Source organism: Kitasatospora sp. NPDC101176 (genome assembly GCF_044768035.1).
In the GTDB taxonomy this organism is placed as follows: Bacteria; Actinomycetota; Actinomycetes; order Streptomycetales; family Streptomycetaceae; genus Kitasatospora.
The window spans coordinates 88,960-112,254 of sequence record NZ_JBIWPA010000016.1; the positions used below are offsets into that span (position 1 = coordinate 88,960).

Consider the following 23,295-nt stretch of genomic DNA (forward strand, 5'->3'; position numbering starts at 1 on the left):
CCTTCCTGGCATAAAAGAGGTCGTCAACTACCGATCACCGCAACGACGTACGGGGAGAACCACGATGACCGGCACCACCGGCCAGAACGCCGACCGGAGCTCCGAGCAGACCGCCGAGCAGAGCGCCGACCCGGCCGCCACGAACGGCCGGGTCTGGCTGATCACCGGCGCCAACTCCGGCTTCGGCCAGGCCCTCGCCGAGGCCGCACTGGCCGCCGGCGACACCGTGGTGGCGGCCGCCCGCCGCCCCGAGACCCTGGACGACCTGGTCGCCGCCCACCCCGACCGGGTGCTCCCCGTCCGGCTGGACGTCACCGACCCCGCCCGGATCACGGCCGTGGTCGCCGACACCCTGCTCCGGTACGGGCGCATCGACGTCCTGGTGAACAACGCGGGGCGCGGCCTGGTCGGCGCCGTCGAGGAGTACACCGAGCGCGAGCTGCGCGACCTGATGGAGCTGCACTTCTTCGGCCCCGCCGCACTCACCGGCGCCGTCCTGCCGCACATGCGCGCCCGGGGTACCGGCGCCGTCGTCCAGATGAGCAGCATGGGCGGCCGCCTCAGCTTCCCCGGCGTCGGCGCCTACTCCGCCACCAAGTTCGCCCTGGAGGGGTACTCGGAGGCACTCGCCCAGGAGGTCGCGCAGTTCGGCGTCAAGGTCCTGATCGTCGAGCCCGGCGCCTTCCGCACCTCCTTCGCCGGCCAGGGCGCCCTGGCGCACACCACCCCGATCGCCGCCTACGACTCGGTCGTCGGCCCCGTCCGGACCGGCCTGCCCGCGGCCGACGGCAAGCAGCCCGGCGACCCGGTCAAGGCCGCCGCCGCCATCCTTGCCGCCCTGGACGCCGAGCGCACCCCGCTGCGCCTCGCCCTCGGCAACGACGCCGTCGACGCGCTCCTCGACCACCACGACGCCGCCGTCAAGGAGCTCCGGGAGTGGGAGGCCACCGGCCGCGGCACCGACTTCGACGCCTGACACCCACCGGGGCCCGGTTCCGCTGAAGGGCCAGCCCCCACAGGGCACGGGAAACGCGGGGCGCACCGCCGTCGGCGGTGCGCCCCGCTGTGCGTGCCGACCAGCTCCACGGGCGCCGCATCCTTCCGGCGACTCCTCCGAACCCACGGGGAAATCGCCGCACCCCGGGCAACCCCGCGCGGCGAGGGCGTGGTCTGGTGGGCTGAGGGGGTGCTGATGCACACAGAAGAAGAGGCCGAGTTCCAGGCCTTCACCCGTACCAGGTGGGCGCACCTGGTACGGACCGCCTATCTGCTCACCGGCGACTGGCATCACGCCGAGGACCTGACCCAGACCGCGCTGGCCAAGGCCTACCGGTCCTGGCGGCGGGTCAGCCGGGCGGACAACCCGGACGCCTACGTCCGGCGGGTGCTGGTGACCTGCAACAGCGACCGGTTCCGCAAGCGCCGGGTCGCCGAACGGCTCACCGACGCGCCGCCCGAGGTCGCCGTGCCCGGCGACGCGGCCGCCCGGATCGACCAGCGGCGGACCCTGATGGACGCCCTGGCCACGCTGCCGACCCGGCAGCGGGCCGTGGTGGTGCTGCGCTACTGGGACGACCGCACCGAGGCGGAGGTCGCCCAGGCGATGGGCTGCTCGCTCGGCACCGTCAAGAGCCAGGCCGCCAAGGGGCTGGCCAAACTACGGGCGCACCCGGGCCTGGCCGCCGCGCCCGCCGGCCCGGGCACCCCGCGCGACGACTCCGTTCCGGGCCGGACGACGCCCGGGCTCGACGCTCTGATCACCGCTGCTCCTGGAGGAAGACGATGACCGAACGGGAATTCGAGGCGGAGCTGCGCGAGCAGCTCGTCACCACCGTCCTGGACCGCACGCCCGGCGAGCCGCCCTACGAGGCCATCCGGCGGCAGGGCCGCGCGGCCCGCCGGCGCCGCACCACCGCCCTCTCCGCCGGGCTGGTGGCCGTGACCGTGCTGTCGGGCGCCGGCGTCCTCGCCGTCCGCGGGCAGGAGGACGCCCGCCCGGCCGCGGAGGTGGCCCCGGCCGCGGGCGGCACGGCCCTCTCGGCCGCCGCCTCGCCCACTGCGGTGTCCGCCCCGCCCGCCGCGGCGCCCGGCGACGCGGCCGCACCCCGGCCCCCGGCGTCGGCCACCCAGCTGACCGACGGCATCACCTTCGAGCAGGCCGCCACCGCGCTCGGGCAGTGCCTGGAGTACGACCGGCAGATGCAGGACAGGTGGCAGACCCAGGCACCGACCGGCGCCCAGGGCACCCCGGGCGCGCAGAAGACCCTGCCGGCCCAGGACTACGGGTCCATCGCCGACTACCGCATCCTGCTCGCCGTCCGGAGCACCGGGGACGACAACTCCCCCGGGGACGGCATCTCCGTCGCCGCCGTCAGCCAGGGCGCGCACCCCACCCGGATCATCTGCCACCAGACCGACGGCAAGACCGCCGGCCTGCAGTCCGGCCCCGCCGACCCGCGCGCCGGCGGCCCGGACGGCCTGGTGAACCCGGACGTCAACGGCGGCAAGCTGTACCGGCAGGCCATGCTCGACGGCCACGCCTGGAAGCTGCCGTACCGCTGGGGCAGCATCGGCACCTTCGTCCCCTCCGTCACCCGGGTGACCGTCTCCTACGGCGACGGGCCGGCCGTGGACGCGGCGCTCGACCACGGCTGGTTCGCCGCCACCGGCGTCCTCGACCGGGCGGTGACCCGCACCCCGCACATCAAGGGCTACGACGGCTCCGGAGAGCTGGTCTACGACTCCGACGACGACAAGGGGTACGACAAGGTGCTCTGAGCGCGGCACCCGGCGGGGCCCCCACCGCGGACGGGGCCACGCCACGGCCCACGCCGCGACCCCCGTCACGGGTCGCCGCGGGGGCCGTGGCGGACGGCCTACAGGTGCTCGGCGAGCGCCTCGTGGACGCGGCGCCAGGCGTCCGCGGTGGCGGCCGCGTCGTGGTCGGCCGGGCGGTCGGCGGCGAAGCCGTGGCCGGCGCCCGGGTAGGTGACCAGCCGGTGGGCGACCCCGGCCGCCGTCAGCCGCTCCTCGACGGCCTTCCACTCCTCCAGCGGCAGGATGTGGTCCCGGTCGCCGTTGAAGCCCAGCAGGAACACGCCGTTGGCGGCGATGCGCCCGGCGGTCTCCAGCGGCGGCACGGGGCCGACCAGGGGGAAGCCCGCGGTGAGCATCCAGCCCGGGTAGAACACGGCGGCCAGTTCGAAGCGCAGCTCGGTGGCCGCCCGGACGGCGATGTGACCGCCCATGCTCGTCCCCACGAACGCGACCCCGCGCCCGCCCGCGAGCCCGCGGGCCGCGGCCAGGGCCACCGCGGAGTCCGCCACCAGCTCGTCCCGGTCCAGCGCCCGCATCAGCACGAGACCCTCCTCGCGCTCCTGCGCGCTGTAGCCCAGCTCGGTGCGCCGGGCGTTGCGCCAGTAGAAGTCGGGCGCCACCGCGACGTACCCGAGCGCCGCCAGCTCGGCGCAGATCCCGCGCAGGTAGCCGTTCACCCCGTACAGCTCCGAGCAGACCACCACCGCTCCACGCGGCTCCCCCGCCGGGCGGTGCACGTACGCCTCGATCCCGCCCGGCGCCCCGATCTCCTGCCAGTCACCGATCTGATCGGTCATCAATTCCCCCGTGATCTCGTGCGGATGGATCCGGCGCAGATGCTAGCGCCTGTCCCCGGGCCCGCGTCCTCGTACCGGGGCCCGCGGGCCGCCGGGCCGGGGTCAGGCCGGGCGCGGGAGGCGGTGGAGGTCGACCTCGGTGAGGCAGCCGTCGTCGAGGCGGGCGGTGAGGTAGGTCGCCACCGGCTGGCGGCGGCGGTCGGTGGGGGATCCGGGGTTGAGCAGCCGCAGGCCGCCCGGGGCGCTGGTGTCCCACGGGATGTGACTGTGGCCGAAGACCAGGACGTCCGTGCCGGGGAAGCGGGCCTCGCAGCGCTGTTCGCGCCCCTTCGCGGGCCCGGTCTCGTGCACGACGGCGAACCGCAGGCCCTGCAGTTCGACCCGCGCGACCTCGGGCAGGCGTTCGCGCAGCGCCCGGCCGTCGTTGTTGCCGTACACCGCGACCAGCCGGGCGGAACGGGCCTCGAACAGGTCGAGCGTCGCGGTGTCGACCCAGTCCCCGGCATGGAACACCACGTCCGCCTCGGCGAGGTCGTCGAGCAGGGCCGCGGGCAGGTGACGCACCCGGGTGGGCAGATGGGTGTCCGAGGTCAGCAGCAGGCGCACGGCGGTCTCCGGCGGGTGGTCTCCGGCAGGTGGGGATCGGGCCGATTCTCCTCCCGGAAGGCCGGGCCCGGCGACGGCGGCCGGGCAACCGGGCGACGGGCCTGCGGGGTCAGGCCGCGCCCCGCCCGGCCAGGGGGCGGGCCAGCAGCGTGGACCGCTCGCGCTCGGTGAGTCCGCCCCAGACGCCGTACGGCTCGCGGGTCGACAGGGCGTGGCGGCGGCACTCCACCCGCACCCGGCAACCGCCGCAGACCTCCTTCGCCGCGTCCTCCCGTTCCCTCGCCTCCGGTCCGGGCTCGTTGACCGGCCGGAGGAAGACCTCACCGTCGTCGGCACGGCAGGCGGCGCGCGAGCTCCACGTCCGGGCGTGCTCGACGGGGGCGGGGAAGCGGGAGGTCTCGTCCATGGCCACGGTCCTTCTGCGTCGGCGTCACTCGAAGATCGGTGCGCCGCTCTTCTCACCCGGTTCGCGGAATTCATGCCTCCCGCACCGGATCACGGTCCGCGACGCCGCCCGCCGCCGCCCGCCCACCCGGCGCTACGGGGCGACGGCGACGGACGCTACCGGCCCGGGGTCGATCTCGAAGACGGCGTCCGTCCCGGTGATGTCCAGCAGCCGGACGACCTGCGGGCCGGGCGCGGCGAGGCGGAACGCGACGCCGGCCGCCTCGGCCGCCCGGCGGGCCCGGAGGAGCTCGTTGAGACCGGCGGAGGCGCAGAAGGTCAGGCGCGCGCAGTCCACGACCAGGACGTCGGGCCGGGGCGTGCCGGCCAGGGCCGCGGTCAGGGCCCGGGCCAGGACGGGCGCGGTGTCCATGTCGGCCTCCCCCGTCAGGGCGAGGACGCAGGTGCCGGCGGGCGCCGGCCGCCGGTCCGTGTGCAGGCCCGTCTCCATGGTCGGACGTCCTTCCTCCAGGAATGCCCGTGGGCCGTGCTTCGATGCTGGTCCCTGTTTCGTCCCCCGCGCTGCCCCCCTGAGCGAAGTACCGGCCCCCGGGTGGACTCCGGAGCGAAACGTACGGGCGGCGGCCCCGGCGGCTCAGGAGCCGCCGAGGGTCGTGGAGGGCGAGGCCCCGTACTGGCGGCGGTACGCCTCGGCGAAGCGGCCGGGGTGGGCGAAGCCCCAGCGCTGGGCGATCCCGGTGACGGTGGCGGTGTGCCGGTCCCCCGCGCACAGCTCCCGGTGGGCCCCGGCGAGGCGGGCCCGCTTGAGGTAGGCCAGCGGGGTGGTGCCGGCGTGGCGGGCGAAGGCGTACTGCACGGCGCGCGGGGTGACGGGGACGGACGCGGCGATGTCGGCGAGGCCGATGTCCCGGTGGGCGTTGGCGTCGATGAAGGCCATGGCCCGGCGCAAGGTGGCGCTGGTGGCGTCCCGGCGGTCGACCGCCTCCGGTGCGTCGCCCCGGGTGGTGTTGGGCATGGTGGCCAGGGTGACGGCGGCGATGTGGCGGGCCGCGGTGGCCGCGACCAGCGGGTCCACCCCGGGCTCGGCGGCGGCCATGACGTGGTCGCGCAGATAGGCGACGGCGGCGCCGAGCCGCACGTTGGCCGCCGCGTCGACGGGGCGTTGACCGGTCAGCTCCACCGGCCCGCGGGAGCGGGCACCGGTGCCCGCGACGTCGGTCAGCAGGGCCGGGTCGAACATGGTCAGGGTGTAGCGGGCCCCGCGGACCTCGCCGCGGTAGGGGCGGTCGTGCGGGGCGACCAGGAACGTCTCCCCCGGGCCGAACCGCTCCTCCCGGCCGCCGGTGGTGTCCGCGAATCCGCCGGAGTGCACGGTGACCAGGCAGACCCGGCCGAGGCTCTGCGCGTCGTAGCCCATCGTGTAGTCGAAGGCGAGCCGGTCCACCAGGAGGCCCCCGGCGGCCTGGCGGGTGATCCGCGCGCCCGAGTGCTCGGGCCGCCCGGCGATCCTCATCGGGGTGTACGCCGAGGACAGGAACGCCTCGGTCTCGTCGAGACTCGTGCTGTCGAAGACGAGCGTCTCCATCCACCTCTCCCCGGTGTCGACGGGCCGGCCGGTCGGCGGGCCTCGCCCGGTCCGACGGTACGCCCCGCCCGCCGGCCTGCGCACCCGTCCGGCCCGGGCCGGTCGGCCCTCGCGCGGATCGGCGGGCCGCCCTAGCGTGAGAACCGGGCCCCCTACACCGGCCCCAGGAGGTTTCCATGACCACCGCGAGCTCCGCCGGCCCGCGCCGGCCCGTCGTCCTCGGTGTGGACGCGGACGACACCGGCCCGATGACCGCGCACTGGGCCGCCGACGAGGCCGACCGCCGGGGCCTGCCCCTGCGTCTGGTCCACGCCGTCCCGGCCCTGTACCGCGAGGCCCGGGTCTCCGACGACGGGCACTTCCGCAAGGACGTGCTCGAACGCGCCGAGCAGGCGCTCGAGCGGGCCACCGCCGCGGTGCGGGAGCGGCACCCCGGACTCGGCGTGACCGGCTTCGTGGCCGAGGACGTACCGGCCCCCGCGCTGTGCCGGGAGTCCCGTCACGCCGCGCTGGTCGTGCTCGGCTCCCGAAGGCTCGGCCGCGCCGCGGAGATGCTCAGCACGTTCTCGGTGGCCGTCCCGGTGAGCGCCCAGGCCCACTGCCCCGTCGTCGTCGTCCGCGCCCCCGAGCACACCACCCAGGACCCGCCCTACGTCGTGGTGGGCGTGGACGGAAGCCCGTCCTCGACCACCGCCGTCGACTTCGCCGTCGAGCTCGCCGTCGAACGGGGCGCCGCGCTGCGCGTCCTGTGGGTCTGGCAGCGCCCGCCGGTCGCGCACCTCGACGAGAGCGCGGCCGAACAGGCGCTGCGCAGGATGCTCTTCGAGACCACGGCGGGCCACCGGGCGCGCCACCCCGATCTCGGGACGACCCACGAGCTGGTGCGCGGGCACCCGGTGGAGGAGCTGGCGCACGCCTCCGAACACGCCCTCGCCGTCGTCGTCGGCCGCCGCGGCCACGGCGGTTTCACCGGGATGCGGCTCGGCTCCGTCCCGCACGGCCTGCTGCACCGTGCGCACTGCCCGGTCGTGACGGTGCCGGCCGCGCCCGATTGAGCCCGGCGTCACGCGCGAAGCCTCCGATGGGGCGCCCGGGCGGTCCGTCCGGATGCGCCCGACCCCTCGACCCGGTCCCCGGGAGGTCCTGATGAACGCTGGTCCCGTCGTCGTCGGGTACGACGGCTCGCCCGAGAGCCGCGCCGCCTCCGCGTGGGCCGCGCGCGAGGCACGGCTGCGCGGGTGCCCCCTCGAACTCCTCCAGGCGTGGCCGTGGCCCGTGCGGGACGTCGTCGGCTCCGACGAGGTGCACGCCCGGAGCCGGGAGCAGCTCGCCGCCCGGGCCGCGGAGCTCCGCACCGTGGCCGTCGGCGTCGACGTCATCTGCCGCGAGGTCCGCACCGAGCCCGCCGAGGCGCTGGAGACCGCCGCCCGGGACGCCGCCCTGCTGGTGCTGGGCTCGCGCGGGCTCGGCACGGTGCACGGCTTCCTGGTCGGTTCGGTGGGCCGGGAGGTGCTGGGTCGTACCACCCGCCCGGTGGTGCTGGTCCGGGCCGAGGAGGACGGCCGGGGGGCGACGGGCGGCCCCGTGCTGGCGGGCCTCGACCTGGAACACCCGGCCGACGAGATGCTCGCCTTCGCCTTCTCGGCCGCGGCCCTGCGCCGCGCACCGGTGCGGGTGCTGCACGTGTGGTCGCCGCCGGCGGGCAGCGAGTACATGGCCTTCGACGCCATCGGCGGCCTGGAGGACGACCTCTCGGCGGCCGAGCGCACCGGCCTCGCCGAGGCCCTCCGGCCCTGGCGGGAGCGCTTCCCCGACCTGGACGTGACGGCCGACCTGGTCCGCGGCACGGCCACGATCGAACTCGTGGCCGCCGCGGCCGCGGCCCGGCTGGTGGTCCTCGGCCACCGGATCCGGCACCGGCCGCTCGGCGCCCACCTCGGCCCGGTGGCCCGCGCCGCGATCCACCACGTCCACTGCCCGGTCGCGATCGTCCCGCACCGGTGACGGAGCCGTCCGGCCCTCCGACGCGGGCCGAACGGCCCCGGCCGGCCGGCGCCCTCCGCGCGAGCCTGGAGGTGACGAAAGGTGGACACCATGCACACCGTGATCGTGTACGAGAGCATGTACGGCAACACGCGCGAGATCGCCGAGGCCGTCGCCGAGGGCGTCCACCAGGCCGATCCCACGGCGTCCGTCCAGTGCCTCCCGCTGACGGAGGCCGGGCACGGGACGACCCGGACGGCCGACCTCCTGGTGGTCGGCGGACCGACCCACATGCACGGGATGTCGTCCGGGATCAGCCGCCGGATGGCCGCGGCCGCGGAGAGCCACAAACCGGGTGCCGACGCGGCCGCCGCCGAGGCCCGGGAGACCGCGGAGGGCCCAGGGCTGCGTCACTGGCTCCACGACCTGCCGCGGACCGGATCCGGCACCCACGCCGCCGCCTTCGACACCCGGGTCGACATGCCCCGCGCCGGCGGAGCCGCCGAGGGCATCGCGCGCCGGCTCTCCCACCACCACTACGACCTGGTCGTCGCACCCGAGGGCTTCATCGTCGACGGCAACGACGGTCCGCTGCGCGCCGGCGAACGCGAGCGCGCCCGCGCCTGGGGCGCCGGCCTGGTCTGACCCGCCCGGTGCCCCGGGCGGGGATCCCACGGGCGGTCCGGACGACGGCGGACGTGCCGCGGCGCGTTCCTCGGAGGATCATGAAAGTCAGCGGACCGGCCCCGGAACCCGCCGGGCGCCACCGGACCGCCGTAGGGCACCCGTCCGTCCTGGAGGTCGCCGTGAACACCACTCCCGCGTCAGGTCCCGCCGGTCCGGTCGTCGTCGGTACCGACGGGTCGGAGCCCGCCCACCGGGCCGTGCTGTTCGCCCTCCGCGAGGCGCAGCTGCGCGGGGTCGGCGTGCGGGCCGTCTGCGCCTACGGCGGCGGACACTCTGAGCCCGGGGGCCGGGCCGTGACGGGCTGGGGATCGGGCGGCGAGCCCGCGCCGCACGTGCAGGACGCGGTCGCCCGCGACGTGACGGACTCGGTCGAGCGCCTGCGGCAGCAGGTCGGCGAGCCGTACGTGGAGATCGAGGTGCGCTGCGAGCGCGGCCGGCCCGCGCAGGTCCTGCTGGACGAGAGCCGGGACGCCGGGCTGCTCGTGGTGGGGTCCCGCGGCGCCGGCCTCTGGGGGCGGCTGTCACTCGGCTCGACCAGCACCGAGATCGTCCACCACGCCCACATCCCCGTGGTCGTCGTGCCGCCCGGGCCGGGAGCCGCGTCGGGGTGAGGCGGGGCCCGCCACCGCGCCGACACCGAGGCCGCCGCCGCACCGCCGCGGCGCCACCCTCGTGCCACCACCCCGCCACCGCCGAACCGGTCCGCCACCCGCGTGCCGAGGAGATGCGGGAGCACCGGCCCGGGCAGACCCTGGGGAAGGACGACCCGACCTCGGAGGAGAGCCATGACCGGTGCCAGTGCCACACGGGAGCCGAGCGCCATCGTGCACATGTCGATCTCCGGCGGGACGGCCGGGGCGAACGTGGTCGCCGACACGGTGGGGCGGTCGTTCCGGCTGATCGTCGTCCCCGGTCTCGGCACCGCGGGGGACTACGTCTCGCCCGCCGACCAGGTCGTCCGCACCCGCTGGCAGGTGGACACGTCGACGCCGGCCGAGGAGGCCGCGCCACCGGTCGCGCGCGCGGGTGCCGGGGCCGAGCCGGTGCGGGTGGAGCTCGGCGGCAGGGCCGACGCCGTGGTCAAGGTGGCGGCGCTGATCCGCGCCCGCTTCCGCGCCGGACCGCCGACGGGGATCGCGCAGGCCTTCGAGGTGTGGCCGGACAGTCCGCCGGACGCCACCGCCCGGCCCTGACCGGACCGCCCCCGGTCCGACCCGGGTGGGCTGGTACCGCCCGGACCGGCGCGGCGCCGGCCCGGGCGGGGTCTCACTGGTCGGAGTAGCTGAGGTCTCCCACCGTCCAACTGCTGATGTCGGCGATGGCGATGCGGTACATGCCCCCGGTGTGCGGCAGACCGTAACTTCCTTGCAGGATGCGGGCGACGTGCAGGTGCAGGTGGGTCGGCCGGGCTGCGGCGCCGTCGCCGGTGGCGGGCGCCGTGAACAGGGCCGCGAAGGGCTTCAGGAAGTCCGAGGCGGCGAGTACTTCGGCGACCCGCTCGTGCCACAGGCTCTCCGGAGCAAGCCGGCCGGTGATGACGGCACCCGGGACGACGACGGTCAGCGGCATCTGGTTGCTGCGCTCGGACTCCACCATCGTGGCGATGTCGACGAGCAGCTGATCAGGGTTCGACATGGGCCTGAGGATAGTGCCCCCGGGAACCCGCCCGCACGGACATCCCCGGGCAGCCGCCACCCCACAGGCGCCGGGCGCCCACGACCGGCCACCGCTGGAGGAGTCCGCGCGCCGTCGCCGGGCCACCGGCCCTGCTGATCCCCTCTCCCGGGGAGGTGCCCGACCGGTCGCGGCTCGTCGTCCGCCGCCGTCGAGGTGGGCCGAACGGCCCACGGCCGGCGGCCGAGCGGGCCCCTACCGCAGGGCGAACGCCCCTGCGCAACCCGGGCCGCCCGGAGGGACAGTGGCAGGGACGGAGCGCTCGGCGTGTCCCGTGCCGAGCAGCACCCTGTGAGCGCGCCCGGAGGCAGCCATGCGCCGTGTCATCCGCTTCCACGACCTGCGCCGCGAGGACGTCGGCCTGGTCGGCGGGAAGAATGCCTCGCTGGGCGAACTGATCACCGCGCTGGGCCCCGCAGGGGTCCGGGTGCCGGACGGCTTCGCCACCACTGCCGACGCCTACCGCGAACTGGTCACGACCGGAGGCCTGCGGGAGCTGATCGCCGTCCAGGTCGACCGGCTGCACGGCGGAACCCCTCTGTCCGAGGTCGGCGCCGCCATCCGGTCCGCCGTCCTGGCCGCGCCCCTTCCGCCCGCGCTCGAGCACGAGGTGGTGGAGGCGTACGGGCGGCTCTCCCACGAGACCGGGAGGCAGGACCCGGACGTCGCCGTGCGCAGCAGCGCGACGGCGGAGGATCTGCCCGAGGCGAGCTTCGCGGGCCAGCAGGAGACCTTCCTGAACGTCCGGGGCGCCACCGCCCTCCTGGAGGCCTGCCGACGCTGCTACGCCTCGCTCTTCACCGACCGGGCCATCGATTACCGCGAGCGGATGGGCTTCGACCACCTGTCCCTGGCGCTGTCGGTCGGCATCCAGTCGATGGTGCGCTCCGACCTCGCGGGCGCGGGCGTGATCTTCACCCTCGACACCGAGAGCGGATTCCCGGGGGTGGTGGTCGTCAGCGCCGCGTGGGGGCTGGGCGAGACGGTGGTCAGCGGCCAGGTGGACCCGGACGAGTACACCGTGTTCAAACCGCTGCTCAAGGATCACCGCCTCGACCCGGTGCTGAACGTCCGGCTCGGCGCCAAGCGCTGCAAGGCGGTGTACGACGACCGGGGTTCGACCCGGACCGTCGACACCGACGCCGATGAGCAGGCGCGCCGGGTGCTCGGGCTCGGCGACATCCGCACACTGGCCGAGTGGGCGGTGGCGGTCGAGGAACACTACGGCTGCCCGATGGACCTGGAGTGGGCGAAGGACGGCATCAGCGGTGAGCTGTACCTCGTCCAGGCCCGGCCGGAGACGGTGCAGTCCCGCAGCGGCGGTGGGGTGCTGCGCCGGTTCCGGCTGACCGGGACGGGTGAGCGGCTGGTGGACGGCATCGCCGTCGGCGAGGCGATCGGTGCCGGGCCGGTGTGCGCGCTGGCCGAACCGGTCGGTCTGGAACGCTTCCCGCAGGGCGCCGTCCTGGTCACGGAGATCACCGACCCGGACTGGGAGCCGCTGATGAAGCGGGCCTCCGCCATCGTCACCGACCACGGCGGGCGCACCTCGCACGCGGCGATCGTCAGCCGCGAACTGGGCGTGCCGGCCGTCGTCGGCACCGGATCGGCCACCGCCGTCCTCGCCGACGGACAGGTGGTGACGGTCTCCTGCGCGGAGGGCGCCGACGGCCACGTCTACGGCGGTTCGGTCCCCTTCGAGGCGACCGAGACCGACCTCGGCTCGCTCCCGGCCACCCGGACCAAGGTCATGCTCAACCTGGCGGATCCCGGCGCGGCCTTCCGGTGGTGGCGGCTGCCCGCGGACGGCGTCGGGCTCGCCCGCACCGAGTTCGTGGTCGCCCACCAGGCGCGCGTCCACCCGATGGCCCTGGTGCACCCCGAGCGGCTCTCGGCCGAGGACCGCCGGCTGGTCGACGAGCTGACCTACGGCTACCCCGACCGGACCGAGTACTTCGTCGACCGCCTGGCTCACGGCGTCGCCCGGATCGCCGCCTCCCGCTGGCCGGACCCCGTCGTGGTGCGCACCAGCGACTTCAAGACGAACGAGTACGCCCGGCTGGTCGGCGGCACGCCCTTCGAACCGGTCGAGGCCAACCCGATGATCGGCTGGCGTGGCGCGAGCCGCTACTACGACCCCGGCTACCGGGAGGGGTTCGCCCTGGAGTGCCGGGCCCTGCGCCAGGCTCGGGACGAGCGAGGACTGACCAACATCGTGGTGATGATCCCGTTCTGCCGCACCCCTCAGGAGGCCGACCAGGTCCTCGCGGTGATGGCCGACAACGGTCTCACGCGCGGCGCGAACGGTCTGCGGGTGTACGTCATGGCCGAGATCCCGGCCAACATCCTGCTCGCCGGCCAGTTCGCCGAACGCTTCGACGGCTTCTCGATCGGCAGCAACGACCTCACCCAGCTCACCCTCGGCGTCGACCGCGACTCCGCCCGGCTCGCACACCTCTTCGACGAACGTGACCCGGCCGTCACCCGCAGCATCGAGTCCCTGGTCGCCACCGCCCACGCGGCCGGCCGCCACGTCGGCCTCTGCGGCCAACGCCCGAGCAACGACCCGGACTTCACCCGCTTCCTGGTGCAGGCCGGTGTCGACTCCATCTCCGTCACCCCGGACAGCTTCGCCGCTGTCAAACGCGCCGTGGCCGCCGCCGAGGCGGCGGCCTGATCACCCGTGCCGGCGCCCGTCCGAACTGTCCCCCCGGGGGGGCCCGACCACGGAGGTCGTCATGAGGAGCACCCACGAGAACCGGCCGGTCGACCCAGGCGACCTCTCACGCCGGGTCGCCCACCGCCGCACCGAACTCGGGCTGACCCGGAAGCAGATGGCGGACCGGGCCCGGCTGGACCCGGGCTTCCTGGAGCATCTGGAGACGAACCCGGTCCCGGTCGGTGTCGGCACCCTCACACGGCTCGCCGACGCGCTCGACACCACGGTCACCGACCTGCTGGGCGGCGGCCGCGGCGTACCGGCCGGCGCGGCCCCGGCCAACGCCCGCGTGCAGGTGGAGGAGCTGGACCGCGCCGCCTGCTGGGCGAAGCTCGTTCCCGGCGGCGTCGGCCGGGTCGTGTTGAGGGCACCAGGCGGCCTGGCGGCACTGCCGGTCAACTACCGCGTGCTGGACGCGACCGTCGTCTGCCGCACCGCGGCCGGCGGCGCCCTCGCCGGAGCCGCGGGCGATGAGGTCGCCTTCGAGGTCGACCGGCTGGACGAGGCGTTCGCCACCGGCTGGAGCGTACTGCTCAACGGCACCCTCTCGGTCGTCTCCGACCAGGACGCCGCCCAGTGGTTCCGGCAGCACGCCGACCCCGATCCCTGGGCCGGCGGAAGGCGGGACGTCTGGATGCGCATCAAGCCCACCGTGATCACCGGCCGGATCATCCGCCCCGGCGGCCCGTCGCCCGCCGGCTCGGTGGAGTAGCAGTGCACCTGACCGCTGTCCGCCCCAGCCGATCGCCCGGCCCGACGGGGCCCAGTGGCGGGCCGAACGGCCCTGCCCGTTCGGGTGCACCCGGCGGTCCCCTGGAAGCAGAGGCCCGGTGCAACCGGCCGGGCCTGGACGGGCGGAGGGGTGGCCGTCCACCGCACGGTCAACGACGCGCTGGAAGCGCCTGCCCGCGGTGACGAGTCCCGCTGCACGGCGCCGGAGAGGACTACCCGCCATGAAAGCCTCGGACCTGATGACCGGACCCCCCGTCACGGCCGACGTCACGGCGACGGCGTTCGAGGTGGCCCTGCGGATGGAGGAGGAGGGCGTCGACTGCGTCCTCGTCACCGACAGTGGCCGACTACAGGGCATCGTGACGGACCGCGACCTCGCGGTCCGCGGGCTGGCCCACGGCAAGCACCTCGGACGGCCGGTGGCCGAGCTGCTGACCACACCGGTGATCACCGTGAACACCACGGACGACCTCGACACCGTCTACCGGACGTTCCGCCGCACGTTCGTCCGTCGCCTCCCCGTCGTCCAGGACGGCCGCCCCGTCGGCGTCCTGACCGTCGACGACCTGTTGCGCGACATCGTCGAGCGGCTCTTCGACCTGGTGACGCCGTTCTCGCACAGCACGCTGCGGGAGTACGCCGTCCGACCGGCCGGCACGGGGGTGGACCGTCCGACCACCAGGGCCCGTCACCGCCCGCCAGCCGGTCATCACCTCGTCGACCAGGACGTGGACGGCACGGTCGAGGCCGCACGGGGCAGTTGATCACCATCCGCCGGTCCCGGGGCCGGCCCGGGACCACCCGACCCAGGAGGTTCGGACATGACCGCCAACGCCACGGTGCCGGTGCGCACCAAACAGTGGACCCTGCGAATCGACCTCTTCGAGGAGGGCGACGCCACGAAGGTGCACGCCGTGCTGAACACCGGTGAGAACGTCCTCGAGGCCCGTACCGCCTCCCGGCGCAGCCCTCACGACCCGCCCGTGCCGGAGATCGGCGACGAGTTCGCCGCCGCCCGCGCGCTGATCGACCTCGGTCACCAGCTCCTCCGGGCCGGCCTCGCCGACTCCGCCGCCAACGACCGTACGGCGGCCGGCTGAGGCACCGCGCCGCAGACCGGCGTCGGAGCCGGAGCGGCGTCGGGATGTCCGGCAGGTTCGCGCGGGAGGCCGCGATGAGCACGTCAGAAGCAGTCCCCACCGACACCGGGGCCTGGGTGGTGGCCCGCCCGGGCCCGGTGGGCGTGGCGCGGCCCGGGCCACTGCGGTGGGAGCGGCGTCCGCTCTCCCCTCCCGGGCCGGACGAGATCCTCGTCGAGGTGGAGGCCTGCGGGGTGTGCCGCACCGACCTGCACCTCGCGGAGGGGGACCTCGCCCCCAGGATCGCGGGGTGCACTCCCGGCCACGAGGTGGTCGGGGTCGTTCGCGCGGTCGGCACCGCGGTCGACGGGTTCACCGTCGGGAGCCGGGCCGGCGTCGCCTGGCTCGCCCGGACCTGTGGCTCCTGCCCCTACTGCCGCAGTGGCCGGGAGAACCTCTGCCCGGACTCGCGCTACACCGGCTGGGACCGGCACGGGGGCTACGCCGGCCACCTGACCGCTGCCGCACGATTCGCCTACCGTCTGCCCGAGGGCCCGCCGGCCGAGGAGCTGGCCCCGCTGTTGTGTGCCGGGATCATCGGCTACCGGGCCCTCGAACGGGCCGAGCTCCCCGCCGGCGGCCTGCTGGGCGTCTACGGTTTCGGGGCGTCCGCACACCTGACCGCCCAACTCGCCCTCGCCCGGGGCGCACGGGTGGCGGTGTTCACCCGTGCCGCACCAGCGCGACGCCTGGCCCTGGAACTGGGCGCCGAATTCGCCGGCGACTCGTACGATCCGCCCCCGGAACCGCTGGACGCCGCCATCCTGTTCGCCCCGGTCGGCGAACTCGTGCCGGTCGCTCTGGCCGCGCTGGACCGTGGCGGCACGCTCTCCGTCGCCGGCATCCACCTCAGCGACATCCCGGCGATGAACTACCAGAGGCACCTGTTCCAGGAACGCACGCTGCGCAGCGTCACCGCCAACACCCGTGCCGACGGCTCGGCCTTCCTGGCGGAGGCTGCCCGGACCCGCCCGGTCGTCCGGGTGACCCGCTACCCGCTGCAGCGGGCGGACGCCGCCCTCGCGGACCTTGCCGCGGACCGGGTCACGGGGGTCGCCGTGCTCGTCACGGCGTAGCGAAGCCGCTGCACAGCGGCGCGGGGCCCACCGCGTCACGCCATCTCCTTGCCGCCCAGGTGGTAGATCTCAAGGATGAGCGAGTGGCCCTGGGCGAACTGCGCGCTGATGGCCCCGTTGATCTTCCCGGCCGCCCACGCCGCCTGCGCGTCGCTGCAGAGGCCGGTCAGTCCCAGCCCGTCACCGGTCGGCCGGAGCAGCTTCATCTTGTCGACCCAGTCCGCCCTGAGGCCACTCAGCCACCGCGCGATCGCGTCGGGGTCTCCATTCGTCTTGTCCCATTGCAGGTAGCGGTGGGGCGGCAGGCCCGCGCGGTTGTGCGGTTCGGGATCGCCGGGGATCGACTGACTGTTGAGCGCCCGAACCAGGACCTTCCGGCTCTGCTCGGTCCAGCCCACCTCGGCGTGCTGGATATTCCCCCAGGTCGCGCTGTGCGTCTGGGCGTCGTCGAGATCGCTCCTCAGGATGTTGTTGAGGATGAAGTGGCCGGCCATTCCGCTCTCCTTGCGGTCGATTCCTTCGGTTCGGTCCGGGCGGCCGGCGCAGGTCGGGTACCGCACCGGCCGCCCTCGCAACCGCCATGCTCGCCCGCCGGCCGGAGCGCGGCCAGTGCAGCAGAGCCGGCCGTCCCACGCCGGACGGAATGACCGGGAGCACGGCTGGCGGGAAATCCCGAGATCCCGACCGGCGACATCGGCCGGACGGCCTGGATCGACGCCTGGATCGACGGTCGAACACGCCTCGGAAACATCGCCGAGACGTCATTCGAATGGAGTAGCCCAAATAGCGTAAGACCGTGGTCGAACTAATCTGAAACTATCCGCATGGGCTCGATCAAGTCGCGATGGAAAGGCCCTGCTTGGCTTGCCCGGACTCCGCCGCGTACGCGGCGGGCGGCCACTCGCGACACCGAGGAGAAGATCATGGAAGAGACCTCAGGAATCAGCGATATCCAGATATCCGCACTGTCGACTGCCGGCACCCTGTCACAGGCAAAGGCGATCGGCCAGGGCTTCAACGTGTATGGCACGTACGATGCCTACAGCCTGACGCGACCGCTGGCGAATCCCGCCAAGGCGCAGACGCACACCGTCGTCCTCAACGGCAACGAATATCAGGTTCCCGATTACGTCGAGGGTGTGGAAAGCCACGACAGCGAGATTCTCAAAATCGTCGGCGAGGACCGCGAGGACATTCAGGAGCAGATCTCCGCACACGCCGGCCTGAGTGCGTCTTACGGTGCGTTCTCCGGGGAAGTGAAGGCAGACTTCGATTTCTCCAGAAAATCATCGACGGAGAGCTACTACTGCTACTGGAGGCAGGCCCTTCGAATGGCCCTTCTGGAGACCAATCCCGATGCTGCGAAAGCCGCGCTCAGTGATGACTTCGTCCGGGACGTGGAGAAGCTCCCGGCGGGTTTCACCGAGGCCACCAGGTCGACCTTCTACACCTTCTTCGCCCGCTACGGCCCCTTCTACGTCCGATCCGCGACCCTGGGCGGCAGGCTGACCCTCTGCAATCAGGTCGCGAAGTCGGAGCACCTCACCTCGATCACGCTGAAAGCGGCGCTGAGCGCGCATTTCAACAAGGTGGCGACCGGCAGCGTGGACGCCGCCATGGAGGCGTCCGCCACGTGGAAGGCGTATCGCCAGGAGTCCGTGGCGAGCATCCAGTGCATGGGGGGTGACCAGGTACTGATCAGCAAGCTCGGGGGCCTCGATCCCTGGACCGGAGGCAAGGAGAGCGCCGAACTGGTGAGCCAGTGGACCGAGAGCCTGGCGGTCCAGCCCGCCCTCTTCGACTTCAAGCTCGCCGGCATCTGGGAGCTGGTGGACGACCCCGACCGCGCCCAGGCGGTCCAGGACGCCTGGCAGGGCTACTCCCGCGTCATGCGTCCCAGCGCGCGCATCGGGAGCTGGTCCCGCGAGCTGCACTGGCCGGACGTGGACCGGTCCCGGCCCCGACCGCCGGTCGTCGTGGTCAACGGGACCGCCGTGGAACCCGACGCACCCCCGGACTCGCCTGCCGGCGTACAACTGGTCGTGCTGTCCGGCTCGGACCCCCTGGCCGCCGACGGGATTCGGCTGGACCGCTACTACTCCCTCCGCAGGGAACGGGTGTGGTTCGACGCCTACGTCGACCTCTGGAAGCAGGTTGCCACGGACATCAAGGCGCACCAGAAGGCCGGCGACGTCGTCCTGCTGGTGACCTACGGATGGAGCAGCAACATGCCTCCGACCGACGACGCCGTCCGTCAACTGCGGACGGCGGGCTCCGGGAAGGTCCTCGACCACTGGATCGACACCTGCGATCCGGGCAGCCAGAGCGGCAATTCCGTCAGTTGGATGGAACACCCCTGTGTCTTCACGTTCGTCGGAGTCTTCGGCGGCGAACGCGATGACGCGGTCGAGGTCGTGCGCCGGGACTGGTCTCAGCCGGTCGCCAGTCAGGCCGACGTGTACCTCTACCGGGAAGCGCTGCACGGCATCTACTCACCGGCACTGGGCTGAGGCCGCACCGTGCGACTGCTGCTCGTAGGCCAGGGCGCGCGGACGTCCGGGTACGCCCGGGTCCTGCGCACCCTGGCCCCCCTGTTGGCCGACACCTTCGAGACGTCCTACTTCCACATCAACACGCGCACCCGGCTGGAACTCCCCGGAGTCCGGTGCCTCGCGCCGGAACGCATCAGCGACCCCTTCGGAACGGTGGAGCTGCCGGACGTCCTGCGCCGGCAGGATCCTGACGTCGTTCTCGCCTGTCACGACGCCGCGGTACTGGGGCACCATGGTCGGCTGATACGCGAGCAGTGCCCGCGGACCCGGATCGTGCTGTACCTTCCACTCGAACACGAGGCGGTCTGCGACGAGACAGTGGACGGTCTCGCCCTGGCGGACGACCTGGTCTGCTACACGCGGACCGCTCACCGCTGGATCACCGAGCGCCTTCGGCGACATCCTCCCCGGGCCCACCGCCCGCGCCTCAGCGTTCTCCCGCACGGCGTCGACCCGAACGTCTTCGGCCCCTTGGGGTCGCCCGGGGGTGATGAGGCCGGCACGTCTCCGGGGCGGACTTCCCGTGCACGGCAACTGCTCGGCCTGCCCGACGACGGCCCCTTGATCCTCAACGCCAACCGCGACACGCCCCGCAAACGTCTCGACGTGACGCTACGAGCCTGTGCCGCGGCGTTCACCCGCGTCCCGGAAGCCCGACTCGTCCTCACCCACGGCGCCGGTCAGCATGATCTAGCGCGTGCGCTGGGCCTCGGCGACCGCCTCGTCGTCCCCGACCGCCCACCGGCCGACGACGCCACCCTCAACCTCTACTACAACAGCGCGGAGGTCGGGCTGAACACCTCGTCGGCCGAGGGCTGGGGCCTCGTATCGCTGGAACACGCCGCGACCGGCGCCGCGCAGATCATGCCCGACCACCCGGCGCTCCGTGAGATCTGGGGCGGATCCGCCACCTTCGTGCGCTGTGCGGCGGGCGCCGTGGACGGCTACGGGCTCTCGACTGCCGCCGACCACGCGGCCGCTCTCGTCGCGGTGCTCACCGACGCCGCGTTCCGGGACCGTTCGACACATGCCGCCCGGCGGACCGCGACCTCCCCATCCTCCACCTGGGCGTCCATCGCGGAACGGTGGAAGGGCCTGCTCGCCGAACCCGGGTGACGTGCCCGGCCGCGGCAGGCACGTCCCCTCACGAGCGCCCGTGCCCACCTCGGTCCGTACCACGTCCGGCCGCGCCGCGGTGTCCTTGCCCTCCGAATCAACGGCCATGCGGTACCAATAGGAGAGCCGCATGTCGCCGTGTCCCCGGATCTCGGGCGGCCTGGTTCCCGTCTCCTCGTGATCCCCGGGCGGCGGGGTGGCCTTCGACGGCTCGCGGGCCGACACCGGGGACGAGGGCTGCCAGGCCTACCCGGGCGGCCCGAGACCCACCGATGCTCCCCCCGATCGCCGAGGAGGGGAGCCGAATCCCGTGGAGTTGTCCGATGAGTGAGGAAGCAGGTCGAGCGTTTCGCATCGTCGTAGGAGTGGACGGTTCCCCGTCAGCCAGAGCGGCGTTGGCGTGGGCTGTCCGACAGGCCCGGCTCACCGACGCCTCGGTGGACGCGGTGATCGCGTGGCAGTACCCGGTCGGGTACGGTTGGCCCTCGCCCGTCCTCCAGACCTTCGACTTCGAAGCCAACGCCCGGCAAGCCCTGGCCGATTCCGTGGCTCAGGCCGGGATCGAAGCACCGGAGGTCGAGGTCCGGCAGCACGTCGTCCAGGCCCATCCCGCCACCGCCCTCCTCACCGCCGCCGCCGACGCGCAGTTGCTCGTCGTCGGCAACCGCGGGCACGGCGGCTTCACCGAAGCCCTCCTCGGCTCGGTCAGCCAGCACTGCGTCCACCACGCGCACTGTCCGGTCGTCGTCGTGCGCGGCGAGCCCGAGGATTCCCCGACTGTCTAGACCGTCCGTGGAAGCGGTGGCGGGAACACGTCCGCCGCCCGCCCTGCGCACGGTCAACCATCCTTCGGAGAAGGGAGGTTCGCCACCGGACGAGAGCAACCGCGAACACCTCTGCCCGGACGCCGCGCCGCCCCGCCGTCGCGTCCGCGGCCCGCCCCGCGGCCGACCCTAAGGTGTGCGCATGGTTATGGCATTCGCCGAGGGCCCCGAGCCGCCCGTGCCCGGACCGTGCGCCCCGAGCCGTGAACCCGGTCCCGCCCCGGTGAACGCCCGTCCGGGCGGCGCTCCGCTGCTCCCCCGACCCCATTCCCCGGAGCCCCGGCCCCCGTCCGAGCCCGAGCGCGAGCGCGGGGTCGAACGCCACCTGGACCGGCTCTACCCTCCCGCGCCCGGCGGCCTGGACGTGTGGCTGCCCGGCGGACACGCCGGCGACCTGTCCGCCGAGACCGAACAGGCCCTCGACCGACGCCTGCACCGGGCCCTGGCCGCACCCGTCCGGCACGTGGTCGAGGCCGGCGGGAAGCGCTGGCGCCCCGCACTGCTGACGCGGATCATCGAACTGCTCGGCGGTGACGGCGAGCGCTTCGGCGTACTGGCGGCAGCGCTGGAACTCGCCCACACCGGCTCCCTGGTGGTGGACGACGTCCAGGACGGCTCGACGACGCGCCGCGCGAGGCCCGCCGCGCACGAGGTCTACGGTCTGCCGGCCGCCCTGACCGCGGGCACCTGCGCCTACTTCGCCTTCGACCACGCCATCGGCCTCTGCGCCCCCGACGATCCCGAACTGCGGGGGCGGACATGCGAGGTCGTCCTCGCCGCGCTGCGGGCGGCCCACGCCGGGCAGGCCCTCGACATCCAGGGCCACGGCCGCGAGCTGGAGCAGGCCGTCGCCACCGGTGACAACCGCCCGCTGCTGGAACTGGTGCTGGCCACCCACCGGCTGAAGACCGGTGCCCTGGTCGGCGCCTGCTGCCGGATCGCCGCGCTCACCGCTGGCGCCGGTCCGGCTCTGGAACGGGCGCTGCTGCAGTGGGGGACGGCCCTCGGCACCGCCTACCAGATCACCGACGACGTGGCCGACCTGTGCGGCGTCACCGACCGGAACGGCACCCCGACGAAGCGGGTGGCGGAGGACCTGCGCAACGGCAAGGTCACCCTGCCGCTCGCCCACGCCGTCACGCTGCTCCCCCGCCCCACGGCCGAGGCCCTGTGGGCCGCCGTCCGCGGCGGCGACGCGACCGAGGCCGATGTCCGGGCGGCCCGCACCGCCCTGCTCGACTGCGGCGCCGTCGCCGCGAGCGAGGACCACGCCGACCGCCTGCACACCGACGCCTGGCGCACCCTCGAACCGCTGCTCCCCCGCACCGTGGACGCCACCCGCCTCCGCACGGCGGGCCGGCGGGCCGTGTTCGACGGCCTCGGCTCCGAGGGGCGGCCGCCGGACGGGCCCTGATCGCCGCCGCCGGGCACCGCTCCACCCGACCGGGGGCCGCGGAGCCCGGCGTCAGGCCGGCGCGGCGTCGGTGAGCCCGGCGTCAGGCCGGCGCGGCGTGGGTGCCGGGCAGGAGGCGTCCGGGAGGCCGCCGGGAGGTCAACGGCCCTGGAGGGCCTTGACGTTGTCGCCGAAGCTCCAGCCCTTCGAACCGTCCCAGTTGATCGACCAGGTCATCAGCCCCTTCAGCGAGCCGCTGAAGGCGTTCCACGACTGGCTGACCAGGCCCGGCGCCATGTAGCCGCCACCGGCGCCGGGTTGGGCCGGCAGGCCGGGCACCTGCTTGTCGTAGGGCACCTTGACGGTGGTGCCCTGGATGGTGAGGCCGTTGTTCAGGCAGGTGGTCTGCACGGTGAAGCCCTGCACGGTGCCGGCCTGGTAGGAGTCGCCGGAGCAGCCGTACATGCTGCCGTTGTAGTACTGCATGTTCAGCCACCACAGCTGCCCGTTGTCGGCGTACTTCTTGATGATCGGCAGGTAGGCGCCCCAGATCGAGCCGTAGGTGACGCTGCCGCCGGTGACGTAGGCCGTCTCGGGGGCCATCGTCAGGCCGAAGCCCGCCGGCATCTGGGCGAGCACGCCGTCGATGATGCGCACCAGGTTGGCCTGGGAGGCGGAGAGCGTGTTGATGTTGCCGCTCCCGGACAGGCCGGTCTCGATGTCGATGTCGATGCCGTCGAAGTTGTACTTCTTCAGGATCGGGACGACGGTCGCCACGAACCTGTCGGCGACGGTGCTGGAGCTCAGGTCGATGCCCGCGGCGGCTCCGCCGATCGACATCAGGACGGTCGCCCCGGCCGCCTTGGCCTGGCACATCTCCGCGGGCGTCGAGACCTTGACGTTGGCGTCCATGCCGTCCTGCCACAGGACGGTGCCGTCGGAGAGGATCACCGGGAAGGCGGCGTTGATGACGTTGTAACCGTGCGCGGCCATCCGGCTGTCCGTGATGGGGACCCAGCCCATGCCGGGGTGGACGCCGTTCGCGGCGCCGTCCCAGTTCTCCCAGTACCCCTGCAGGACCTTGCCGGACGGCTTGGGCTTGGTCGGGCAGGTGTCACCACCGGGCGGCGTGGTGGTGGGCGGGGCCGTGGTGGGCGGGGCCGTGGTGGGCGGGGCGGTGGTCGGCGGGG

24 protein-coding genes and 1 pseudogene are annotated in these 23,295 nt (G+C 74.0%); 17 read left to right on the plus strand and 8 right to left on the minus strand.

The genetic code is table 11. The features are described from left to right. Positions 1–64: 64 nt before the first annotated feature. The 3 genes from ACIRS1_RS22055 to ACIRS1_RS22065 all read left to right on the plus strand — a co-directional run bounded on the left by ACIRS1_RS22055 (position 65) and on the right by ACIRS1_RS22065 (position 2,778). Positions 65–976 carry an oxidoreductase gene (locus tag ACIRS1_RS22055; RefSeq protein ID WP_402842417.1) on the plus strand — a complete coding sequence of 304 codons (912 nt, stop codon included), beginning with the start codon at positions 65–67 and terminating at the stop codon, positions 974–976. Between the two features lie 216 nt (positions 977–1,192). Further along, positions 1,193–1,786 (plus strand): SigE family RNA polymerase sigma factor, encoded by a 594-nt coding sequence (locus ACIRS1_RS22060; protein ID WP_402842420.1) that lies wholly within the window; start codon positions 1,193–1,195, stop codon positions 1,784–1,786. Beyond that, a complete protein-coding gene (locus tag ACIRS1_RS22065; protein WP_402842423.1) occupies positions 1,783–2,778 on the plus strand; it encodes a hypothetical protein in 996 nt (331 codons plus the stop codon). The genes ACIRS1_RS22060 and ACIRS1_RS22065 overlap by 4 nt, the downstream gene beginning before the upstream one ends. Positions 2,779–2,876: 98 nt before the next feature. Here ACIRS1_RS22065 and ACIRS1_RS22070 read toward each other — a convergent pair whose 3' ends face one another. From ACIRS1_RS22070 to ACIRS1_RS22090, 5 genes are all read right to left on the minus strand, one after another. Continuing rightward, positions 2,877–3,614 (minus strand): dienelactone hydrolase family protein, encoded by a 738-nt coding sequence (locus tag ACIRS1_RS22070; protein WP_402842426.1) that lies wholly within the window; start codon positions 3,612–3,614, stop codon positions 2,877–2,879. Between the two features lie 102 nt (positions 3,615–3,716). Then, entirely contained in the window at positions 3,717–4,220 is a 504-nt protein-coding gene (locus ACIRS1_RS22075; RefSeq protein WP_402842429.1) for a metallophosphoesterase family protein, read from the minus strand. A gap of 109 nt (positions 4,221–4,329) precedes the next feature. Next, positions 4,330–4,626, minus strand: a complete 297-nt coding sequence (locus ACIRS1_RS22080; protein WP_360221193.1) for a WhiB family transcriptional regulator — start codon at positions 4,624–4,626, stop codon at positions 4,330–4,332. A gap of 132 nt (positions 4,627–4,758) precedes the next feature. Then, on the minus strand, positions 4,759–5,115 hold the full coding sequence (locus ACIRS1_RS22085; RefSeq protein ID WP_402842432.1) for an STAS domain-containing protein: 357 nt from the start codon (positions 5,113–5,115) through the stop codon (positions 4,759–4,761). Between the two features lie 144 nt (positions 5,116–5,259). Further along, on the minus strand, positions 5,260–6,210 hold the full coding sequence (locus ACIRS1_RS22090; RefSeq protein WP_402842434.1) for a helix-turn-helix transcriptional regulator: 951 nt from the start codon (positions 6,208–6,210) through the stop codon (positions 5,260–5,262). Positions 6,211–6,386: 176 nt separating this feature from the next. On the opposite strand from ACIRS1_RS22090, the gene ACIRS1_RS22095 reads away from it, so the two are divergent. The 5 genes from ACIRS1_RS22095 to ACIRS1_RS22115 all read left to right on the plus strand — a co-directional run bounded on the left by ACIRS1_RS22095 (position 6,387) and on the right by ACIRS1_RS22115 (position 10,073). Then, positions 6,387–7,265 (plus strand): universal stress protein, encoded by an 879-nt coding sequence (locus ACIRS1_RS22095; RefSeq protein ID WP_402842437.1) that lies wholly within the window; start codon positions 6,387–6,389, stop codon positions 7,263–7,265. A 91-nt stretch (positions 7,266–7,356) separates the two neighbouring features. Beyond that, complete coding sequence (locus tag ACIRS1_RS22100) at positions 7,357–8,214, plus strand: universal stress protein (protein ID WP_402842439.1); 858 nt, start codon at positions 7,357–7,359, stop codon at positions 8,212–8,214. Between the two features lie 90 nt (positions 8,215–8,304). Further along, positions 8,305–8,838 carry a flavodoxin domain-containing protein gene (locus ACIRS1_RS22105; protein WP_360221208.1) on the plus strand — a complete coding sequence of 178 codons (534 nt, stop codon included), beginning with the start codon at positions 8,305–8,307 and terminating at the stop codon, positions 8,836–8,838. Positions 8,839–8,999: 161 nt separating this feature from the next. Next, positions 9,000–9,491 carry a universal stress protein gene (locus tag ACIRS1_RS22110; RefSeq protein ID WP_360221211.1) on the plus strand — a complete coding sequence of 164 codons (492 nt, stop codon included), beginning with the start codon at positions 9,000–9,002 and terminating at the stop codon, positions 9,489–9,491. Between the two features lie 174 nt (positions 9,492–9,665). Further along, positions 9,666–10,073: a hypothetical protein gene (locus ACIRS1_RS22115; RefSeq protein WP_402842442.1), complete on the plus strand. Its 408-nt coding sequence runs from the start codon at positions 9,666–9,668 to the stop codon at positions 10,071–10,073. A 73-nt stretch (positions 10,074–10,146) separates the two neighbouring features. Here ACIRS1_RS22115 and ACIRS1_RS22120 read toward each other — a convergent pair whose 3' ends face one another. After that, positions 10,147–10,515: a hypothetical protein gene (locus ACIRS1_RS22120; protein WP_360221217.1), complete on the minus strand. Its 369-nt coding sequence runs from the start codon at positions 10,513–10,515 to the stop codon at positions 10,147–10,149. Positions 10,516–10,867: 352 nt separating this feature from the next. Here ACIRS1_RS22120 and ppsA point away from each other — a divergent pair, with 352 nt between their 5' ends. The 5 genes from ppsA (at position 10,868) to ACIRS1_RS22145 (ending at position 16,220) form a co-directional block, all read left to right on the plus strand. Next, positions 10,868–13,231, plus strand: a complete 2,364-nt coding sequence (gene ppsA, locus ACIRS1_RS22125; RefSeq protein WP_402842446.1) for a phosphoenolpyruvate synthase — start codon at positions 10,868–10,870, stop codon at positions 13,229–13,231. Between the two features lie 61 nt (positions 13,232–13,292). Further along, complete coding sequence (locus ACIRS1_RS22130) at positions 13,293–13,985, plus strand: helix-turn-helix domain-containing protein (RefSeq protein WP_402842449.1); 693 nt, start codon at positions 13,293–13,295, stop codon at positions 13,983–13,985. Positions 13,986–14,244: 259 nt separating this feature from the next. Next, complete coding sequence (locus ACIRS1_RS22135) at positions 14,245–14,769, plus strand: cyclic nucleotide-binding/CBS domain-containing protein (RefSeq protein ID WP_402842451.1); 525 nt, start codon at positions 14,245–14,247, stop codon at positions 14,767–14,769. A 57-nt stretch (positions 14,770–14,826) separates the two neighbouring features. Next, positions 14,827–15,105 carry a dsRBD fold-containing protein gene (locus ACIRS1_RS22140; RefSeq protein WP_360221229.1) on the plus strand — a complete coding sequence of 93 codons (279 nt, stop codon included), beginning with the start codon at positions 14,827–14,829 and terminating at the stop codon, positions 15,103–15,105. 74 nt (positions 15,106–15,179) lie between these two features. Continuing rightward, positions 15,180–16,220, plus strand: a complete 1,041-nt coding sequence (locus tag ACIRS1_RS22145) for a zinc-dependent alcohol dehydrogenase family protein (RefSeq protein ID WP_402842454.1) — start codon at positions 15,180–15,182, stop codon at positions 16,218–16,220. 35 nt (positions 16,221–16,255) lie between these two features. Here ACIRS1_RS22145 and ACIRS1_RS22150 read toward each other — a convergent pair whose 3' ends face one another. Further along, positions 16,256–16,714, minus strand: coding sequence for a hypothetical protein (locus tag ACIRS1_RS22150; RefSeq protein ID WP_402842456.1), 459 nt, complete (start codon positions 16,712–16,714; stop codon positions 16,256–16,258). A 330-nt stretch (positions 16,715–17,044) separates the two neighbouring features. Here ACIRS1_RS22150 and ACIRS1_RS22155 point away from each other — a divergent pair, with 330 nt between their 5' ends. From ACIRS1_RS22155 to ACIRS1_RS22170, 4 genes are all read left to right on the plus strand, one after another. Next, positions 17,045–18,730, plus strand: a complete 1,686-nt coding sequence (locus tag ACIRS1_RS22155; protein WP_402842459.1) for an MAC/perforin domain-containing protein — start codon at positions 17,045–17,047, stop codon at positions 18,728–18,730. Positions 18,731–18,814: 84 nt separating this feature from the next. Next, positions 18,815–19,888, plus strand: a complete 1,074-nt coding sequence (locus tag ACIRS1_RS22160) for a glycosyltransferase family 4 protein (protein ID WP_402842462.1) — start codon at positions 18,815–18,817, stop codon at positions 19,886–19,888. 395 nt (positions 19,889–20,283) lie between these two features. Continuing rightward, positions 20,284–20,673: a universal stress protein gene (locus tag ACIRS1_RS22165; protein ID WP_402842465.1), complete on the plus strand. Its 390-nt coding sequence runs from the start codon at positions 20,284–20,286 to the stop codon at positions 20,671–20,673. A 181-nt stretch (positions 20,674–20,854) separates the two neighbouring features. Further along, positions 20,855–22,126: a polyprenyl synthetase family protein gene (locus tag ACIRS1_RS22170; protein ID WP_402842468.1), complete on the plus strand. Its 1,272-nt coding sequence runs from the start codon at positions 20,855–20,857 to the stop codon at positions 22,124–22,126. 138 nt (positions 22,127–22,264) lie between these two features. Here ACIRS1_RS22170 and ACIRS1_RS22175 read toward each other — a convergent pair. Beyond that, positions 22,265–23,266: pseudogene (locus tag ACIRS1_RS22175) on the minus strand (chitinase); the annotation flags it as partial. Positions 23,267–23,295 lie beyond the last annotated feature (29 nt).

Excerpts from the sequence above, each read along its gene's own strand:
- ACIRS1_RS22150 (WP_402842456.1), bottom strand. The coding sequence starts at position 16,714 with ATGGCCGGCCACTTCATCCTCAACAACATCCTGAGGAGCGATCTCGAC.
- ACIRS1_RS22140 (WP_360221229.1), top strand. The coding sequence starts at position 14,827 with ATGACCGCCAACGCCACGGTGCCGGTGCGCACCAAACAGTGGACCCTG.
- ACIRS1_RS22065 (WP_402842423.1), top strand. The coding sequence starts at position 1,783 with ATGACCGAACGGGAATTCGAGGCGGAGCTGCGCGAGCAGCTCGTCACC.
- ACIRS1_RS22070 (WP_402842426.1), bottom strand. The coding sequence starts at position 3,614 with ATGACCGATCAGATCGGTGACTGGCAGGAGATCGGGGCGCCGGGCGGG.
- ACIRS1_RS22135 (WP_402842451.1), top strand. The coding sequence starts at position 14,245 with ATGACCGGACCCCCCGTCACGGCCGACGTCACGGCGACGGCGTTCGAG.
- ACIRS1_RS22130 (WP_402842449.1), top strand. The coding sequence starts at position 13,293 with ATGAGGAGCACCCACGAGAACCGGCCGGTCGACCCAGGCGACCTCTCA.
- ACIRS1_RS22105 (WP_360221208.1), top strand. The coding sequence starts at position 8,305 with ATGCACACCGTGATCGTGTACGAGAGCATGTACGGCAACACGCGCGAG.
- ACIRS1_RS22080 (WP_360221193.1), bottom strand. The coding sequence starts at position 4,626 with ATGGACGAGACCTCCCGCTTCCCCGCCCCCGTCGAGCACGCCCGGACG.
- ACIRS1_RS22055 (WP_402842417.1), top strand. The coding sequence starts at position 65 with ATGACCGGCACCACCGGCCAGAACGCCGACCGGAGCTCCGAGCAGACC.
- ACIRS1_RS22170 (WP_402842468.1), top strand. The coding sequence starts at position 20,855 with ATGGTTATGGCATTCGCCGAGGGCCCCGAGCCGCCCGTGCCCGGACCG.
- ACIRS1_RS22090 (WP_402842434.1), bottom strand. The coding sequence starts at position 6,210 with ATGGAGACGCTCGTCTTCGACAGCACGAGTCTCGACGAGACCGAGGCG.
- ACIRS1_RS22145 (WP_402842454.1), top strand. The coding sequence starts at position 15,180 with ATGAGCACGTCAGAAGCAGTCCCCACCGACACCGGGGCCTGGGTGGTG.
- ppsA (WP_402842446.1), top strand. The coding sequence starts at position 10,868 with ATGCGCCGTGTCATCCGCTTCCACGACCTGCGCCGCGAGGACGTCGGC.
- ACIRS1_RS22095 (WP_402842437.1), top strand. The coding sequence starts at position 6,387 with ATGACCACCGCGAGCTCCGCCGGCCCGCGCCGGCCCGTCGTCCTCGGT.
- ACIRS1_RS22060 (WP_402842420.1), top strand. The coding sequence starts at position 1,193 with ATGCACACAGAAGAAGAGGCCGAGTTCCAGGCCTTCACCCGTACCAGG.
- ACIRS1_RS22100 (WP_402842439.1), top strand. The coding sequence starts at position 7,357 with ATGAACGCTGGTCCCGTCGTCGTCGGGTACGACGGCTCGCCCGAGAGC.
- ACIRS1_RS22155 (WP_402842459.1), top strand. The coding sequence starts at position 17,045 with ATGGGCTCGATCAAGTCGCGATGGAAAGGCCCTGCTTGGCTTGCCCGG.
- ACIRS1_RS22120 (WP_360221217.1), bottom strand. The coding sequence starts at position 10,515 with ATGTCGAACCCTGATCAGCTGCTCGTCGACATCGCCACGATGGTGGAG.
- ACIRS1_RS22115 (WP_402842442.1), top strand. The coding sequence starts at position 9,666 with ATGACCGGTGCCAGTGCCACACGGGAGCCGAGCGCCATCGTGCACATG.
- ACIRS1_RS22085 (WP_402842432.1), bottom strand. The coding sequence starts at position 5,115 with ATGGAGACGGGCCTGCACACGGACCGGCGGCCGGCGCCCGCCGGCACC.